At 65.6% G+C, this 16247-nt stretch carries 17 protein-coding genes and 1 pseudogene; 7 read left to right on the top strand and 11 right to left on the bottom strand.

The window, feature by feature from the left end:
* Positions 1-16: 16 nt before the first annotated feature.
* From ACNANG_RS14195 to ACNANG_RS14165, 7 genes and pseudogenes are all read right to left on the bottom strand, one after another.
* Positions 17-313 (bottom strand): NIPSNAP family protein, encoded by a 297-nt coding sequence (locus ACNANG_RS14195; protein ID WP_420223510.1) that lies wholly within the window; start codon positions 311-313, stop codon positions 17-19.
* Positions 303-1193 (bottom strand): alpha/beta fold hydrolase, encoded by an 891-nt coding sequence (locus tag ACNANG_RS14190; protein WP_420223509.1) that lies wholly within the window; start codon positions 1191-1193, stop codon positions 303-305. The genes ACNANG_RS14195 and ACNANG_RS14190 overlap by 11 nt, the downstream gene beginning before the upstream one ends.
* 7 nt (positions 1194-1200) lie before the next feature.
* Positions 1201-1803: an amino acid synthesis family protein gene (locus ACNANG_RS14185; RefSeq protein ID WP_420223508.1), complete on the bottom strand. Its 603-nt coding sequence runs from the start codon at positions 1801-1803 to the stop codon at positions 1201-1203.
* 33 nt (positions 1804-1836) lie between these two features.
* Positions 1837-2462, bottom strand: a pseudogene (locus ACNANG_RS14180) (VOC family protein).
* Positions 2353-3387, bottom strand: coding sequence for a WD40/YVTN/BNR-like repeat-containing protein (locus ACNANG_RS14175; protein ID WP_420223507.1), 1035 nt, complete (start codon positions 3385-3387; stop codon positions 2353-2355). The pseudogene ACNANG_RS14180 and the gene ACNANG_RS14175 overlap by 110 nt, the downstream one beginning before the upstream one ends.
* Positions 3388-3403: 16 nt before the next feature.
* A complete protein-coding gene (locus ACNANG_RS14170; protein WP_420223506.1) occupies positions 3404-4198 on the bottom strand; it encodes an SDR family NAD(P)-dependent oxidoreductase in 795 nt (264 codons plus the stop codon).
* Between the two features lie 35 nt (positions 4199-4233).
* Positions 4234-5844 (bottom strand): acetolactate synthase large subunit, encoded by a 1611-nt coding sequence (locus tag ACNANG_RS14165; protein WP_420223505.1) that lies wholly within the window; start codon positions 5842-5844, stop codon positions 4234-4236.
* Between the two features lie 200 nt (positions 5845-6044).
* On the opposite strand from ACNANG_RS14165, the gene ACNANG_RS14160 reads away from it, so the two are divergent.
* From ACNANG_RS14160 to mrtJ, 4 genes are all read left to right on the top strand, one after another.
* Positions 6045-6662, top strand: coding sequence for an IclR family transcriptional regulator (locus ACNANG_RS14160; RefSeq protein WP_420223504.1), 618 nt, complete (start codon positions 6045-6047; stop codon positions 6660-6662).
* A complete protein-coding gene (locus ACNANG_RS14155; RefSeq protein ID WP_420223503.1) occupies positions 6659-6784 on the top strand; it encodes a hypothetical protein in 126 nt (41 codons plus the stop codon). The genes ACNANG_RS14160 and ACNANG_RS14155 overlap by 4 nt, the downstream gene beginning before the upstream one ends.
* 150 nt (positions 6785-6934) lie before the next feature.
* Positions 6935-8311: an MBL fold metallo-hydrolase gene (locus tag ACNANG_RS14150; protein ID WP_420223502.1), complete on the top strand. Its 1377-nt coding sequence runs from the start codon at positions 6935-6937 to the stop codon at positions 8309-8311.
* Positions 8312-8400: 89 nt separating this feature from the next.
* Positions 8401-8772: a JDVT-CTERM system glutamic-type intramembrane protease MrtJ gene (gene mrtJ / locus ACNANG_RS14145; protein ID WP_420223501.1), complete on the top strand. Its 372-nt coding sequence runs from the start codon at positions 8401-8403 to the stop codon at positions 8770-8772.
* A 31-nt stretch (positions 8773-8803) separates the two neighbouring features.
* Here mrtJ and ACNANG_RS14140 read toward each other — a convergent pair whose 3' ends face one another.
* From ACNANG_RS14140 to ACNANG_RS14125, 4 genes are all read right to left on the bottom strand, one after another.
* On the bottom strand, positions 8804-9769 hold the full coding sequence (locus ACNANG_RS14140) for a Bug family tripartite tricarboxylate transporter substrate binding protein (RefSeq protein ID WP_420223500.1): 966 nt from the start codon (positions 9767-9769) through the stop codon (positions 8804-8806).
* Positions 9770-9785: 16 nt separating this feature from the next.
* On the bottom strand, positions 9786-10649 hold the full coding sequence (locus tag ACNANG_RS14135) for an amidohydrolase family protein (RefSeq protein WP_420223499.1): 864 nt from the start codon (positions 10647-10649) through the stop codon (positions 9786-9788).
* Between the two features lie 56 nt (positions 10650-10705).
* The gene (locus ACNANG_RS14130) at positions 10706-11173 is read right to left on the bottom strand and encodes a hypothetical protein (RefSeq protein ID WP_420223498.1); all 468 of its coding nucleotides are present in this window, start codon (positions 11171-11173) and stop codon (positions 10706-10708) included.
* Positions 11174-11271: 98 nt separating this feature from the next.
* Entirely contained in the window at positions 11272-12225 is a 954-nt protein-coding gene (locus ACNANG_RS14125; RefSeq protein WP_420223497.1) for a LysR family transcriptional regulator, read from the bottom strand.
* Between the two features lie 149 nt (positions 12226-12374).
* Here ACNANG_RS14125 and ACNANG_RS14120 point away from each other — a divergent pair, with 149 nt between their 5' ends.
* The 3 genes from ACNANG_RS14120 to ACNANG_RS14110 are packed head-to-tail and all read left to right on the top strand — an operon-like array spanning position 12375 to position 16220.
* On the top strand, positions 12375-13667 hold the full coding sequence (locus ACNANG_RS14120; RefSeq protein WP_420223496.1) for a glycerate kinase type-2 family protein: 1293 nt from the start codon (positions 12375-12377) through the stop codon (positions 13665-13667).
* Positions 13668-13670: 3 nt separating this feature from the next.
* Positions 13671-15089, top strand: coding sequence for a pyruvate kinase (pyk, locus tag ACNANG_RS14115; protein ID WP_420223495.1), 1419 nt, complete (start codon positions 13671-13673; stop codon positions 15087-15089).
* A gap of 36 nt (positions 15090-15125) precedes the next feature.
* The gene (locus tag ACNANG_RS14110) at positions 15126-16220 is read left to right on the top strand and encodes a tartrate dehydrogenase (protein WP_420223494.1); all 1095 of its coding nucleotides are present in this window, start codon (positions 15126-15128) and stop codon (positions 16218-16220) included.
* Positions 16221-16247: the final 27 nt, after the last annotated feature.

Genomic DNA, 16247 nt, shown 5'->3' with positions numbered 1-16247 from the left:
GCTTGCAGGGAGGCGTTCATAGCGGACTCAACATCCGGTTTTCCTGCCGCACCAGCAGATGGCGGCTGGCCTTGCGAAATGCCGTGAAGCCGGGGTCGGCCATCAGTTCGGCCCGCCGCCGCACGCGGTCCTCGGCCGACGCGTAACGCCACAGGAACACCAGCTGATTCAACTCGCCGCTTTCGGTCTGGTAGAGCCCGGCCAGGTCGCCAAGCACCCGCGTCTGCAGCGCGCGGGCTTCGCCCTCGTACAGCCGCAGATATTCCGCCACACCGCCGGGCACCAGCGTATAGGTGCGCATCTCAACCAACATGGGCGTCTCCTGGACGATGCGTCGGGGCCACGGGAACGTCGCCGCCGACAAGAAAGCCGCGCACATGGCGGGCGACGATGTCGGGCTGATCGTCGTGGATGTAATGCCCCGCATCGGGCACTTCATTCCACTGGATGTTCGGATTGGCGTCGGCCATGGCCTGCGCCGACGCGTTCTGCAGATAATCGGATCGGCCGCCACGCAGTACCAGCGTCGGACAGGCCAGCCGCGCAACGTGCGGCCGCAGGTCCACGACCCGCGCCGGATCCGGATGCAGCCGTGTGGCGACGATGCCGGCATGGTCGTAGCGCCAGGTGTATCCCCCGTCGGGCAAGGCCTTCAGCATGCTGAGCAATCGCTGCTCGCGCGCGGCTTCGGTCACCGTGGGACGCAGCGCGCGCATGAATGCCCGGGCCGCATCCCAGTCCGCAAAGCCGGCGGGCGTGGCCGTCAGTTCGCGCTGGATCCGCTCCGCGCCCGCGCTGCCTTCGAAGGCGCCCGGACCGGCGTCTTCGATCACCAGGCGGCGCACGCGCGCCGGGCGCGCCGCGGCATACACGATGGCGGCAATGCCCCCCATCGAATGCCCCAGCAGGTCGAACCGCCGCAGATCCAGGCGATCCGCCACGGCCGCCAGGTCTGCCACATACGCATCGGTGTAGTAGTTACGCGCCGGGTCCCAATCGCTGCCGCCCCGGCCGCGCTGGTCGATGCCGATCACACGACACTCGGGCTGCAGGGCAGCGGCGAGCCCGGCAAAGGTCTCGGCATAGCCCCGGATGCCATGCAGCATCACCACCGGATGGCCATCCGCGGGCCCCCACTCGGTGACGTGCAACGACAATCCTTCCGACTTCACGGCGTACTCGCGGCGGTCCATGGCGTTCTCAGTTCAGGCCGTTACGGCCTTCGATGTCCGCGGCGCGCAGGCCGCCAAGCCGGGCGTGCAACCGCCCGCGTGTGGCGAAGGCGAACACCACCAGCACTTCATCGGCGTTGGGCGCGTCGTGGAAGGTGGCGCTGACCGTGTCGTAATGCGACCGCACGTACAACGCGTCTTTGTGCGCCAGAGGAATGTCGATCGTGGCGCCGGGACCGCCCCGCTTGCCGGTCGAGGGCACCCACGACAGGGCGCCGCCCAGGGCTTCGCGCACCGGGTTCGCAAACACCGTGGTCAGCAGCGCATTGCCGTGTTCGTAGTCGCCTGCCTGGCCGACCACGCATGCCTTGCCATAACTTTCGATGGCCTGGCCCGCGGCGGCTTCCTGAATGCGACGGCCGAACTCGGCGCCAAGCGCGGCCGATGCCGCGATAGTGGCATCGAGCTTTTCCACGTAGCGGCCGGCATGCGGGTTGTGAAGCGCGGCCGCGATGACGATCTTGCGCAGCGGCTCGCCATCGGCGGGCTCGCCGCTTTCGGTCGCCAGGGTGTCCTCGAACTGCAGATACCACTTGCGGATGAACAGGTCGCCGAAGTTGCTGGGGCGCATGGGGTGTCTCCTTGTAGGGGAAAAATGGACGGATCAGAGCGGCTCCAGCGACATGGGGTCGCTGGGCGCGTTGTAGGCGTGCAGGACGCGCTTGCCTTCTTCGTCGTCGTGGATCAGCGGGCAGAAGAACTCCAGCCGGTGTCCGTCGGGGTCGAGGAAATACAGGCCATAACCGATCTTGTGATCGGTGATCTTGACGATCTCCACCCCTTGGCCAGTAATGCGCCGTACAGCCGGCGCAGGTCATCGACGTCACCCTCGATCTCCAGCCCGTAGTGCTGCATGTTGATCGGGCCGCGCGCGAATTCACCCGTGGCGTCCTGCGCGCGGATCAGGGCGATATCGTGATGTTTGGTCCCGAACGATAGAAACACCCACTCGGCGCCGCGCGCGGTCTCCTGCATGCCAAGCGTGTCGACATACCAGGGCGCGGAAGCAAACGGGTCCTTCACGAACAAGGACAGATGCGTGCGGGTAATGCGCGGGCGCAAGGGCGCTGGACTGTACAAGGCAGGCTTCGATATGGCGTCAGACATGGCGGCGCTCCGGTCAGGTGATGGATTGGGGATGCGCGTGCACGGGCGCTTCGAACGGCGTCCAGGCAATCGCCGTGATTTCACTGAAGCTGCGCCATTCCTTGAACCAGCTGGCGCCGCCATCCATGGACCGGAACAGATCGCCGTACTTGGTGCCCGCAAACATCAAGGAAGGATCGGCCGCGTGCGCGCCGAAGGCCCAGAAGGTGGAGTTCGGTGCGGTGTGCAGCAGCGCTTCACTCCAGCTGTCACCGCGATCGGTGGACCGGTACAGCTTGCTGCGGGTGCCTGGCGTGCCGTCGCCGATCGCGATCATCAAGGCTGCGCCGTCAGTGGTGGCCTGCACGGTGCGGGTGTAGTACATGCCGTCGAAGCGGGTGCGGGAAGGAACACCGGTCCATTGTTCGCCATCGTCGTCGGTGGTGTAGACCGTGTTGACCGTCAGCACCAGCACGCGGCGCGGTGTGTTGCCTTCCGCCGGCAGCACACTGATGGCATGAATATCCGGATTGCCGAGCACGCCATCTTCCTGATCGATGCGGGTCCAGGTATCGCCATGATCGGCGCTGTGCCACGCGCCCCCTTCTTCCACGCCGAACCACACGTTGCGCCCTTCCTGCGGGTCCACGCACACCGACAGGATGCGCGGACGGTTCACGCCCCGGCAAAACTCGGGAATATCGGGCGACAGCCGCGTCCACGTCGCGCCGCCATCCTGCGAACGGAACATCGCGGCACGCGACGGTGCGCCCGTGCCGGCATACATGTGGCGAGGATCGGCGGGATCGATTGCGATCGCCCATACCGTCATGCCGTTCATGGGCGAGTCCACCCGCGAAAAATGCGCGCCGCCATCGGTACTGATGCACATGCCCGCGTCGGCGCCCGCGAAGATGCGCGACGGATCCGACGGGTCCACCGCCAGGCTGCGCACCACGCCGTCGAACTCGATCGCCTCACGCAGGCCCAGGCGATGCCAGCTTGCGCCATCGTCCACGCTGCGAAGGATGCCCTGCCCCGCGGTGCCGACCAGAATCGTGCCTTTCATGACCTGTCTCCGTGCGTCAAAGGAAAATGCCGCGGGTGATGCCGCCATCGACCGCCAGCGATTCGCCCGTGATGGCGGCGGCGCGTGGCGAGGCGAGGAACAACACGACATCGGCGATTTCCGGCGGCTGCAGGACGCGGCGGATGGGTGTGACCTTGCAATAGTTCGCTTCGACTTCGGCGGCCGTCAGCCCTTGCTTGATCGCTTCCTTTTCGTACAGCTCGTGGATATGCGGCGTCTCGACCACTCCGGGATGGATCACATTGACCGTGATGCCTGACGGGCCGAGCTGGTCGGACAGGGTCTTGGTCAGATGGCAGATGGCGGCATTGCGCATGCCGGACAGCTGCTTGCTGCCGCGCCCGGTCAGCCCGCCGATATTGACGATGCGGCCATAGCCGTTGCGCTTCATGTGCGGCGCGGCGGCCTTGGCGCATCGCATGTAGCCCACCACCTTGATGTTGATGTCTTCGAGCAGTCCTTCCGGATCCGCGTGTTCGATCTCGCTGCGGACCAGGCCGCCCGGATGGGCCGCGCCGTTGACCAGGATGTCGATGCGGCCGAAGTGGCTCGCCACCTTTTCCATCATCGCCTCGACCTGCGCCGTGTCGGACACGTCGGCCGCCACACCGATCACTTCACCGCCCGTGGCCTCGCGGATCTCGCGCGCCACCGCGTCGAGCTGGTCCTGACGGCGCGCCACGATGGCGACCTTGACGCCTTCCGCGGCCAGGGCGTCGGCGCATGCGCGCCCGATACCCAGGCTGCCACCTGTGATCACGGCCACCTTGCCGCTCAGTTGCAAATCCATGATGTCTCCTTCAAGTCCGGGGTGCGAGGGTGCGGTTACAGCTGCATGGCAATGAGCGTCGGACCCGGGCGATCCAGCGCGCGGGTCATCGCCGCCGCCAGTTCGCCCGTCGTCTCGACCGACGTCGCGTCGACGCCATAGGCATGGGCCAGCTCGACCCAATCGATGCGCGGGCGATCCAGGCTGGTCAGCCCCGCCGCGCGTTCGCCCAAGGTTTGCCCGCCGCGTTTGAGTTCGTTGCGCAAGATGCCGTACTGGTGGTTGGCGGCAATCAGCACCACCACCGGCAGCGCTTCGTGCGCCAGCGTCCATAAGGTCTGGATCGTGTATTGGGTACTGCCGTCAGACAGCAGCGCGATCACCCTGCGGTCCGGGCAGGCCACGGCGGCGCCCAATGCCACCGGCAGTCCCTGGCCGATCGCACCGCCTGTGTTGGTCAAGGTGGTGTGGCGCGCGGCTCCGGCCGATGCGGCATAGAACGGATAGCCGCAGGTTCCGCCCTCGACGGACACGATGGCGTTCGCCGGCAGCAGGCGCGCCACCGTCGCGGCAATGCCCGCGGGGCTCAAGGCGCCGTCGTCCACCTCGGGAATGTCGTGGCTGCGGGGGAGATAGGCCGGCGCGTCCAGCACCTGCGCCAGCGCTTCAAGCGGCGCGGCAATGTCGTCGCCCGCCGAACCCAGCACCAGCACGCGATCGTTCTCGACCAATTGGCTCGGGTGACCGTCGTAGCCGAAATAGGTAATTGGCGTGGGCGCGCCGGCCAGCACGATCAGGTCCGCTGCGTCGAGCACGGCGCGGGCGGGCTCTGGAAAATAGGGCAAGCGGTCGAAGTCGGGCAGGCCGCCGCCGCGCGCCGCGCGCGCCGGAAAGGTCTCGGCATAGGCCGTGGCGCCTAGCGCGTCGCACAGCCGGGCGGCAGCCCGTTGGGCGCGTTCGCCCAGGCCACTGGTTTCGCCGCCACCGCCCAGCAGGAACACGATCTTGCCCGCGGCGCGCAGGCGGTCGGCACAGGTGTTCACGTCAACGTCGGCGCGCGGCGGTGGGGTCGATATGGTCCTGGCTGCGGTCTGGGTCGCCCCTGAAACGGTGGACGCCGGGTGGGCGGCCTCGGCTTTTGCTGCCGCCGTCTCCACCGCGTCCATCTTTTCCGCCTGATAGTCCGCCGGAAAGATGAGCGTGACGCCCTGCCCGCCGTTGTCATGCGCACGATCCACCGCTTCGGCAGCGGCGGCCACGGCGTCGGCCGCGCCAGTCATGCGCCGCACCCAGCCCGACACGGGCCGCGCCAGCGACTCGATGTCCGACGTCAGCGGCGCATCGAAGGCCAGGTGCCAGCTCATGTGGTCGCCAATCAGATTGATGATTGGGGTGTGAGCCCGGCGCGCGTTGTGCAGGTTGGCAATGCCGTTTGCAAAGCCCGGCCCCAGGTGCAGCAGCGTCAGCGCGGGCGTTCCCGTCATGCGTCCATAGCCATCGGCAGCGCCCGTGCACACGTTTTCCTGAAGGCCCAGCACACAGCGCATGGCGGGTTGGGCCTCCAGGGCTCGGACGATGTCCAGCTCGGTGGTACCCGGATTGGCGAAGCACACGTCCACCCCGCGCTGCTGCAGAACCGCGAGAACTTCCGTTGCACCCGTGCGCATAGCCGCCACTCCTTTCTTGCAGAATTATCTTCCTGGGATAGAAGTGTGAAATCAAAATCGAGCCAAGTCCAGATATTTTTGCATTTTTATCCCAAGAGCAAAATTCTGCTTTTTCATCGATTTCGAAACGTTCCGGCCGGCTTGCCAAGCATTCCCCTTTGCGTCACCCTCACGCCCGTGACCCGCCTTAGCCCCACCCTATGAACAGCCTCAGACGCATGCTGGACGTGCTGGACCTTTTCAAGCCCGGCACGCCGGCTGTCGACATCGAAGCGATCTGCGCTCAGCTCGGCTACGCCCCCGCCTCGGCCTACCGCTATGTCCGCGAACTCTGCGACGTGGGACTGCTCGTACGGTTGCCGGGTGGCTACGCGCTCGGCCCGCGCATCATCGCGCTCGACCTGCAGATGCGCGAGGAAGACCCCCTGCTCAACAGCAGCCGCGCGGCCATGCAGCAGTTGGCCGAAGAAACCGGACTGAGCGTGCTGCTGAGCGAGCTTTATGGCGACACCGTGATCAACGTGCACCAGGAACAGGGGCGCGACAGCGAACCCTTGCGATTCGGACGCGGCCGTCCGATGGCGCTGTTCCGCAGCGCTACCGCCCGCGTGATCCTTGCGCATCTGCCCTCCCGGCACCTGCGCCGCGTGTACGACGACAACGCCGAGCACCCGGATGTGCTGCGCCTGGGCGAACACTGGAAGGCTTTTGCAAAGGCGATGCTGGACACCCGCAAGCGGGGCTACAGCGTGTCGGAGGGGATCTGGACAACGGCAAGGCAGGCATTGCGGCGCCGATTTTCGACGGCAAACGGGTGATTGGCAGCATTACCGCGGTTGGCGCGTTCGATCGCTTCCACGCGTTCAACGAGGCGTATCTGGCGGGACGGCTGGTCGGCATCGCGCAGGACATCACGCAGCGGATCGGGGCGGGGCGCTAGGCGGTTCTGCCAGACAGCTGCAGGTCTCCACTCTCAACTCCCAGGTAAAGACCACCTTTACCTGGGCTCCGTATTTTCGCGGTTGCGATCGGTACATTGATCGCAACCGACCTAACGGGTTGGGGGAACATAACAATCAGGAGACCACCATTGACCCCGCACCGCCATCACCTTGGACGCATCCTTGCCACCGCCATTGCCGTCAGCGCGTCGGCGCATGTGGCCGCGCAGACACAGAGCGAGATCCATCGCGACGCCGCCACCCGTAACGTCGGCGGCGACACCTTCATGGCGCAGAACGCGCGCGCGTTCTACTGCAACCTGCCCGACGACAACAACGCCATCGTCCTGGCCGCGCGGGCGACCAACAGCATCCGTGTGCCGCTCACACAGATCTTCGACGATGTCTGGATCGTCGGCTCCCGCTACGTCGCGCAATACATCATCAAGACGCCGGACGGTTTCGTGATGGTGGACGGCGGCAACAATGCGAGCGAAGTCGAGACCTACAACCTGCCGGCGTTGCGCTCACTGGGCCTTTCCGCGTCCTATCCGTTGAAGGAAGTCTTCCTGACGCACGGCCACGGCGACCACGACGGCGGTGCGCAGTGGCTGCTGGACAATCTGGGCGCGCGGTCCTGGCTGGGGTCGGCCGATGCCGCGAACAAGTCCTATCAGCCCAAGTTGATTGATTCAACCAACCTGTCACCGCAGCAGATCTCGGTCGGCGGCAAGACGTTCACCATGCTTGCCACACCTGGCCACACGCCCGGGTCGACGTCGGCCGTGCTGACTGTCAAGGACAACGGCAGGGATGTGCGCGTCCTGATCAACGGGGGGCAGTCGATGACCAATTCGGCGCCCGCGGTGGCGCAGTACCTGGACTCCATCGAGCGCACGTACACACTGGCCAAAGAACAGAACGTCGAAGGTGTCATGACGCCGCACATCTACTGGGATGGCACCGTGCTGAAGGTTGACGACATCATTGCCAAGGGTCGCGGCAAGCCCAGCCAGTTCGTGTTTGGCCAGGAAATGGTGCTTCGGCAACTGGCCGTGGCGCGGGAATGTTCGGCGGCATGGCTGACTCGGCTGGATCCTGCCCGGTCATTCGCCACGTGGCGGGTCAACACGCTGGAATTCGTGGGCCAGCCGACGCCTGCCAGGATGACCGTGAAACTGCAGAACGGCTGGAGCCAGGTTGCTGGCCAGTCCATCACCTTCAAGGCGGAAGGCTCGAACGCGTCGTGCACCGCAACCACCGACGCCACTGGCGTCGCCACCTGCGGCAATGCCGCCTTTACCGATGGCAAGGTGACGGCGTCGTACGCGGGCGCGCAGACCGCGCAATTCGTGGACCTTCCCGCCACTGTCCAGGCGGCGCTGCCCGAGTCCAGTGGAAGCGGCGGCGGCGGATGCACCATCGGCAAGGGCGGATTCGATCCGATGCTGGCCGGCCTGACCCTGTTGGCCGCGCTTGGGCTGATCCGCCGGCGCCAACCCAAGCCCACGTCCAAGCAGGACTGAGGCAAGCCGTGATTGCTGCGATTACCCGCGGCAGAGCGCGCGCCATCCTTGCGCTTGCTTTCGTTGCAGGTCCTGGTGGGGCGCTGGCATTGGCGTTGCTGGATCAAGGCCACTTGCCAGGAAGGCAGCCGCTGCTTTCCTGGCAGGCCGCGATCCTGATGATAGGTGTCGCGCCCGTGCTGGAGGAACTGGCTTTCAGGGGGGCCATGACCGACCTGCTTCAAGGGGTGCTGAAACGCCTTACGATCGCAGACACGTTCGCACTCGCCCCGACCAATATACTGACGAGCATTGCGTTCGCGGCCTGCCACCTGCCGTATCAGTCATTGCAAATGTCGTGCGCCGTCGTGCTGCCGTCGCTGCTGCTCGGCAAGATTCGGGAAGTGACCGGGGCGGTCGGGCCTTGCATCGTGACGCACGCGTGGTTCAACGCGTGTTATCTGATGATTGCAGCGGCCTGACCGGCGCGGATCCCCGCGCAGCGGGCGGTGGCTATTCCATGACGATACCCGCCTGCTTGATGACCTGACCATACTTGTCGGTGTCCTGACGGATCAGTGACCCGAACGCCGCAGGCGTCATCTGCTGGGGTTGCACACCCAGTTCGGCCAGCTGCCTGGCAACGCCTGCGTCCACGAGCACCGCGTTGATCTCGCGATTAAGCACGTTCACGATATCGGCCGGTGTCTTGACCGGGGCGACGATGCCGTACCAGATGGTCACGTCGAAACTCTTGTAGCCCAGTTCCACCATCGTCGGCACGTTGGGGAATGCCGGGTTCCTCTCCTTGCTGGTCACCGCCAGCGCGGTCATCTTGCCCTGCCGCACGAAGTTCGACACCGACGATAGCGCGTCGAAGTTCATGGTGACCTGGCCGCCCAGCAGGTCGGTGATGGCGGGCGCGCTGCCGCGATACGGAACGTGCAGCATCTGCACCCCGGCGGCCGACTTGAACATTTCGCCCGCAAGATGGTTGGTGCTGCCTACCCCTGGCGACGCAAAGCTGAGCTTGCCCGGTTGCTTCCGGGCGTGTGCGACCACATCGGCAACGGACTTGATGCCGCTGGCCGGGTTGACGACCAGGATGTTCGGCACGAATCCGATGTAGCCGACAGGCGCGAAATCACGCGTTGCCTCGTAAGCCAGCGGTGTGGGGGCGGCGGGCGCGATGGACAAGGCATTCACGTGGCCCAGCAGCAAGGTATAGCCATCGGGGGCGACCTGGGCCGCGGCCGTCGTGGCAATGACACCTGCCGCGCCGCCCCGGTTTTCGACGACGATGGGCTGGCCAAGACGTTCCCCCAGTTTCTGTGCGACCACGCGCCCAACGACGTCGGCGCCACCGCCCGCCGGATAACCGATGATGAGTTTGATGGGCTTGGCCGGATAGGACTGGGCGTGCGCGCCAGTGGTCGCCAGGGCGAGCGCCGCCGCGCAGAGCGTCTGCGTAAGTGTCACTGCTGTCTCCTTGTTATCAGAATCCGTACAGGCGAGCGGGGTTATCGACCAATACGCGGTGCCGCAAGCCTGCGTCGGGTATCCAGGCCGTCAACAGATTGGCCAATGTGCCGTCGTTGGGCATCTGCCCGTGCGCACTGGGATGCGGCCAATCCGTGCCCCACACCAAGCGATCGGGCGCAATCCTTGCCATGGCCTGCGCCAGGGGCGCTACATCGTCAAAGCCAGGGCCGCGCGCCGAGACGAAATACGGTCCCATCAGCTTGGCCCAGCAGTGGTCATGGGCCAGCAGGGCAAGCAAGGCCTGAAAGGGTGGCGCATCGACGCCCGCGGACGCATCGACCTTTCCAAAATGATCGATGACGATGGGCACGGGCAGCCGCGCCAGTTCGTCTGTCACGTCAGACAGGCGCTTCAGGTCGACAAAACACTGCACGTGCCATCCCAGGTGCCGGATACGCTCGGCCAGCACCCGGACCTGTGGCAGGGTCAGCCCAGGTGTCGCCGATGCGGTGTTGATACGCACGCCGCGAAAGCCCAACGCGTGCATCGCTTCCAGTTCGCTGTCGGCGATGGTTTCGTTGACGACCGCAACGGCCCGAAGCGACAAGCCGCTAGCCGAGGCCGGCACGGCCTGGGCATCCGCGAGCGTCCCGGCAATCAGGCGGTTGTCCGTGCCATACACGCTCGGCTGTACCAGCACCGCGCGATCACACCCCAGCACGCGCAACATGGCGGCATAGTCGGTCAAGGGGCTGGGATGCGGCACGAAATGGCTGCCTGGCAACACGGGATGCGTGTCGAGCGCGCCGAAGAGGTGGGCGTGGCTGTCACAGCTGCCACGCGGAAACGGTGCTGCCGGCGAAAGTGTGTCGGACATCGGCCGGGGGATGGTCGGCCGGAGCTGGCCGTCGTGCCGGGCGGTGGCAGCGGCAATCATGCGGGGCCGAACACAAAAAGCGGTAGCATGTGTTTGGCAACGATCCGCCATCCGTCTTCGTGACGGGACAGGCGAGTACGCACCCAGGACATCTTGTGCAGATGGCCACCGTGGCAAGGCGCCTGCACCTGCGTGCCGTCGTCATGGGTATAGCCCGACAGATAGCTCGACAACACGATGTCGCCAGGGCGCACGGCCTGCAGATCGGCATCGACTTCACGCAAGGTAATGTCCGAGGCCGCGATATCGCGCGGACTCATCTCGAACAGATTGCTGACGACATGTCTGACATACAAGGTGGGTGATCGACTCGACAACGCTGCGGTCACGCCTTCCAGGCCGACGTGGCGCCGCCCTTGCCGCAACCACACCACGTCAGGGCTCAGCGTTGCAAGAACACCTTCGGTGTCACGCTGGTCGAGGCACCAGAAGAATCGATGAATGAGGTCATGAGGCATATGCATGGACCGATGGTAGCGCCCATGACATCCGTCATTGATGACGCACCGTGCAAGGCATTGTTGACTTTGTCCACAACCTGGCCCGGCCCCGGCGCGGTCGTTCACCACAACGACGTCATGTCCCCATCACTGGCCTTGTCGATCGAAAACCGGCTGGCCAGGAAGTCCACGAACGCCAGGATCTTGGGCGATGTGTGGTTCTGCTCCCCGTACACCGCAAAAATGTCGGCGGCGGGCAGGTCGTAGCCCACCAGCACATGCTCGAGCCGGCCGCTGCGGAAGTAGCGGGCAATGTCCCATTCGGCGCGCATCAGGATGCCGTGGCCGTCCAGGCCCCAGGTCAACGTCACCTCGCCATCATTGCTGCTCAGCGCCCCGTTGACCTTGATCGCGTGGGTCTCGCCGTCCTTGCTCAAGCGCCACACACCAAAGCCTGAGTCGTTCTGGCGCAGCACGATGCATTGATGATCCAGCAGATCTTGCGGCGTGTCGGGGCGTCCGCGCAGATTCAGATAGGCCGGCGACGCACAAAGCAGGCGACGGTTGGCGGCGATCTTGCGGGCGATGACCCGCGCATCGGGCAATTCGCCGAAGCGGATCGCTAGATCGAAGTCGTCATCGTTCAGACCCACGGGGCGGTCGGTCAGGGTGAGCTGCACGTCGATGTCGCGATGCAGCTTGGCGAAGGCCGACACCACCGGCGCAATGTACTGGCGGCCGAACCCCATGGGCGCGTTGATGCGCAGCAGGCCGCTGGGTTTGGCGCGGCTGCGCTCGAAGTAGCGTTCCATGTCGTCGATGTCGGCCAGGATTTGCCGCGCCCGTTCCAGAAAGATCGTTCCTTCTTCGGTCAACGACAGCCGCCGGGTCGTGCGATTCAACAATCGCACACCCAGGCCCTGCTCGATGCGCGCCAGCCGCTTGCTGACGGCCGACAGCGTGATGTCCAGTTCGCGCGCGGCCACTGACAGGCTTCCCTTGCGTGCGATCAGCACGAAGAAGGCAAAGTCGGATATCTGCGGGTTCTGGGCGAGCATCGATGCGGGTTTGTTCATTGTTGAATCCAGAGTCATCAATGGCTTGAAGGGTGACGCGGGCACGCAAGGCCATGCGCCTGCACAGTACGGTCTCGCTTTTTTGCAGTGCAGACGGGCCTGACAGGACTGCTGCATCTTATCCGCAACGTACGGAGGAGACCGCCCCTATGACACCGCAACGTCCCCGCGACGTGTTGAACGCCTTGTTCGAGGCTGCCGTGCAGGCGGCGTCGCCGGCGGGCACGCTGGCCGCTCATCTGCCTGAGCGGCCAGCCGGCCGCACGGTGGTGATCGGCGCGGGCAAGGCGGCGGCCAGCATGGCGCAAGCGCTCGAAGCAGCATGGGACGGTGAACTGTCGGGCGTCGTCGTGACGCGTTATGGCCATGCGTTGCCGCTGTCGCGCATTCGTGTGATCGAAGCGTCCCATCCGGTGCCTGACGCTGCCGGACTCGAAGCTACTGCGCAAGTCATGGATGCCGTTCGGGGGCTGACTGAAGACGACCTGGTGATCTGCCTGATCTCGGGCGGCGGGTCGGCCTTGCTATGCCAGCCCTTGCCTGGCATCGATGCCGAAGACAAGCGCGACATCAACCGACAGCTGCTGCACAGCGGCGCATCCATCTCGGAAATGAATTGCGTGCGCCGCCACCTGTCGGCCGTGAAAGGCGGGCGGCTGGCCGCAGCCTGCCTGCCCGCGCGTGTGCACACCTTGCTGATCTCCGACGTGCCCGGGGACGATCCGGTCGACATCGCATCGGGCCCGACCTTGGGTGATCCGACCACTTGCCGCGATGCGCTCGCCATCATCGACCGGTACGGCCTGCGCGTAGCGGACAGGGTCCTCAGTCTGCTGAAGGACGGCCGCGCCGAGAGCATCAAGCCCGGCGACCCGCGCCTTGCGCGCGCCACGGGGTCGATGCTCGCCACGCCCTACACCGCGCTGTCGGCCGCCGCGGACGCCGCGCGCCGTGCGGGCATCACGCCGTACCTGCTGGGTGACCGGTGGGAAGGCGATGCCACCGAAGTCGGCAAGGCCATGGCCGGGCTGGTGCTGCATACGGTGCGCGATGAAGGACCGTTCACGTTGCCTTGCGTGCTGCTGTCGGGCGGCGAGACCACCGTGACGGTCACGGGATCCGGCCGCGGCGGCCGCAACGTGCAGTTCCTGCTGTCGCTGATGCTGGCGCTCGGCGAACAGCCACAAGTGCATGCGATCGCCGCCGACACCGATGGCGTGGACGGTGTCGAGCCGATCGCGGGCGCCTGCATCGACCCGACCTCGTTGGCGCGCACCCGCGCCCTCCGGCCCCTGCCCCGCGCCTGGCTCGATAACAACGACGCCCATTCGTTATTCAGCACCTTGGGCGACACCGTGGTGACCGGTCCGACCCTGAGCAACGTGAATGACTTTCGCGCCATCTACATCGCCAGGCCCGGCCTGGCATCCCTAGGAGTCTGAGTCATGCGCCGTACCCGCAACACCAAGATCGTCGCGACCCTGGGCCCTGCCAGCAGCAGTGCCGACAGCCTCAGCCAGTTGTTCCGCGCCGGCGCGGACGTGTTCCGGCTGAACTTCAGCCATGGCACGCACGACGACCATCGCGCGCGTGTCATGGCCATCCGCAAGCTGGAGCAGGATGTGCAGCGCCCGATCGGCATCCTGCTGGATCTGCAGGGACCCAAGCTGCGGGTAGGCACCTTTGAAACCGGCAGCGTGGTGCTGCGCAACGGGCAGGACTTCCAGCTGGATCTAGACACGCACGTGCCGGGCGACGTCACGCGGGTCAGCATGCCGCATCCGGAAATCTTTGCCGCGCTCAAGCCCGATACCGATCTGCTGCTGGATGACGGCAAGATCCGGCTGCGTGTGCTGCGGGTCGGCGCCACCGACGCACTCACCCGGGTGATGGTGGGCGGCGCGCTGTCCAATCGCAAGGGCGTCAATGTGCCCAGCGTGATCCTGCCGCTCTCGGCCCTGACACCCAAAGACATCGATGACCTGGCATTCGGGCTGGACCAGGGGGTGGACTGGGTGGCGCTGTCGTTCGTGCAGCGCGCCGCCGACATACGCGAGGTCCGTGAACGCATCGGCGGACGCGCCCGCATCGTGGCCAAGCTGGAGAAGCCCGCGGCAATCCTTGACCTGGACGCGATCATTGCCGAGACCGACGCGGTGATGGTGGCCCGGGGCGACCTGGGTGTCGAGATGCCTGCCGAACAGGTGCCCGCCATCCAAAAGCGGATCGTGCGCGCCTGCCGCCGCGCCGGCAAGCCGGTCATCGTGGCGACGCAGATGCTGGAGTCGATGATTTCATCGCCAACGCCGACAAGGGCCGAAGCGTCGGACGTGGCGTCGGCGGTGTACGACGGCGCCGACGCCGTCATGCTGTCGGCCGAATCGGCATCCGGCCAGTTTCCGGTCGAGGCCGTTGCCATGATGAACCGCATCATCACCCAGACCGAAGCCGACCCCTACTACCACGACGTGATCGAAGCCTCGCGCACCGCGCCCGAGGCCGACCCGGCCAATGCAATCGGCATGGCGGCGCGCGCGGTGTGCGGGCTGCTGCATGCCAAAGCCCTTGTCGCCTATACGAGCTCCGGTTATTCGGCAATGCGCATGTCGCGCGAACGGCCTGGCACTGCCATTCTGGGCATGACCCCCAATCAATCGACCGCGCGCCGCATGGCCCTGATCTGGGGCGTGCATGCGGTGCAGGTCCACGAAGTCGAGAGCGTGAGCGAGATGACCGAGTTCGCCTGCGCGACCGCGCTCGACCAGGAATTCGCGCAGTCGCGCGACACCATCGTCATATCCGCGGGCATGCCCTTCAAGGCGCCGGGCACTACCAACCTGCTGCGTATCGCCAGCCTTCCCTGATCGTTGATCACCCATTTTTTCTCAGGACATTCCCATATGAAACAGTATCGAATCGCATGCATTCCCGGCGATGGCATCGGCAAGGAAGTCGTGCCCGCCGGACAGACCGTCATGGAAGCACTGGCCGCCGCCCAATCCGGCTTTCGTTTCGATTTCACGTCGTTCGACTGGGGCGGCGACTACTACCGCGAACATGGCGCGATGATGCCCGAGGACGGTCTTACCTCGTTGCGCGACATGGACGCCATTCTGTTCGGGTCGGCCGGTGACCCCGACATTCCTGACCACATTACGCTGTGGGGCTTGCGGCTCAAGATCTGCCAGGGCTTCGACCAGTATGCGAACGTCCGGCCGACGCGCATCCTGCCGGGGATCGATGGCCCGCTCAAACGCTGCGGACCGGATGATCTGGACTGGGTCATCGTGCGCGAAAATTCCGAAGGCGAATATGCCGGCGTGGGTGGCCGTGCGCACCAGGGACACCCGATAGAAGTCGCGACCGATCTGTCGATGATGACGCGTGCCGGCGTCGAACGGATCATGCGTTTTGCGTTCAGGCTTGCCCAGTCGCGGCCGCGCAAGCTGCTGACCGTCGTCACCAAGTCCAACGCCCAGCGCCATGCCATGGTGATGTGGGACGAGATCGCGGTACAGATCAGCAAGGAATTCCCTGACGTCACTTGGGATAAGGAACTGGTCGACGCCGCCACCGCCCGCATGGTCAACCGGCCCGCCACGCTCGACACCATCGTCGCCACCAATCTGCATGCCGACATTCTGAGTGACCTGGCCGCGGCACTGGCCGGCAGCCTGGGCATCGCTCCTACCGGCAACATCGACCCCGAACGCCGCTACCCGTCCATGTTCGAGCCCATTCACGGGTCGGCCTTCGACATCATGGGCAAGGGCCTGGCCAACCCGGTCGGCACCTTCTGGTCCGTGGTGATGCTGCTCGAGCACCTGGGCGAACAGGCCGCCGCGGCCACGCTGATGCAAGCCATCGAATCCGTCACCGCCGACCCCGCGCTGCACACCCGCGACCTGGGCGGCCAGGCCACGACCCGTCAGGTCACCGAGGCCGTGTGCGCACGGATCCGGGCGAACGCGTTGGCACAAAGCCGCGTTGCATAAGACCGGCGCAGCGCGACGGAGCGGTCC

The organism is Pigmentiphaga litoralis (genome assembly GCF_048632615.1).
Classification (GTDB): domain Bacteria; phylum Pseudomonadota; class Gammaproteobacteria; order Burkholderiales; family Burkholderiaceae_B; genus Pigmentiphaga; species Pigmentiphaga litoralis_B.
Note: the sequence above shows the minus strand (reverse complement) of the source record. Positions and strands in the feature narration are given on the sequence as shown.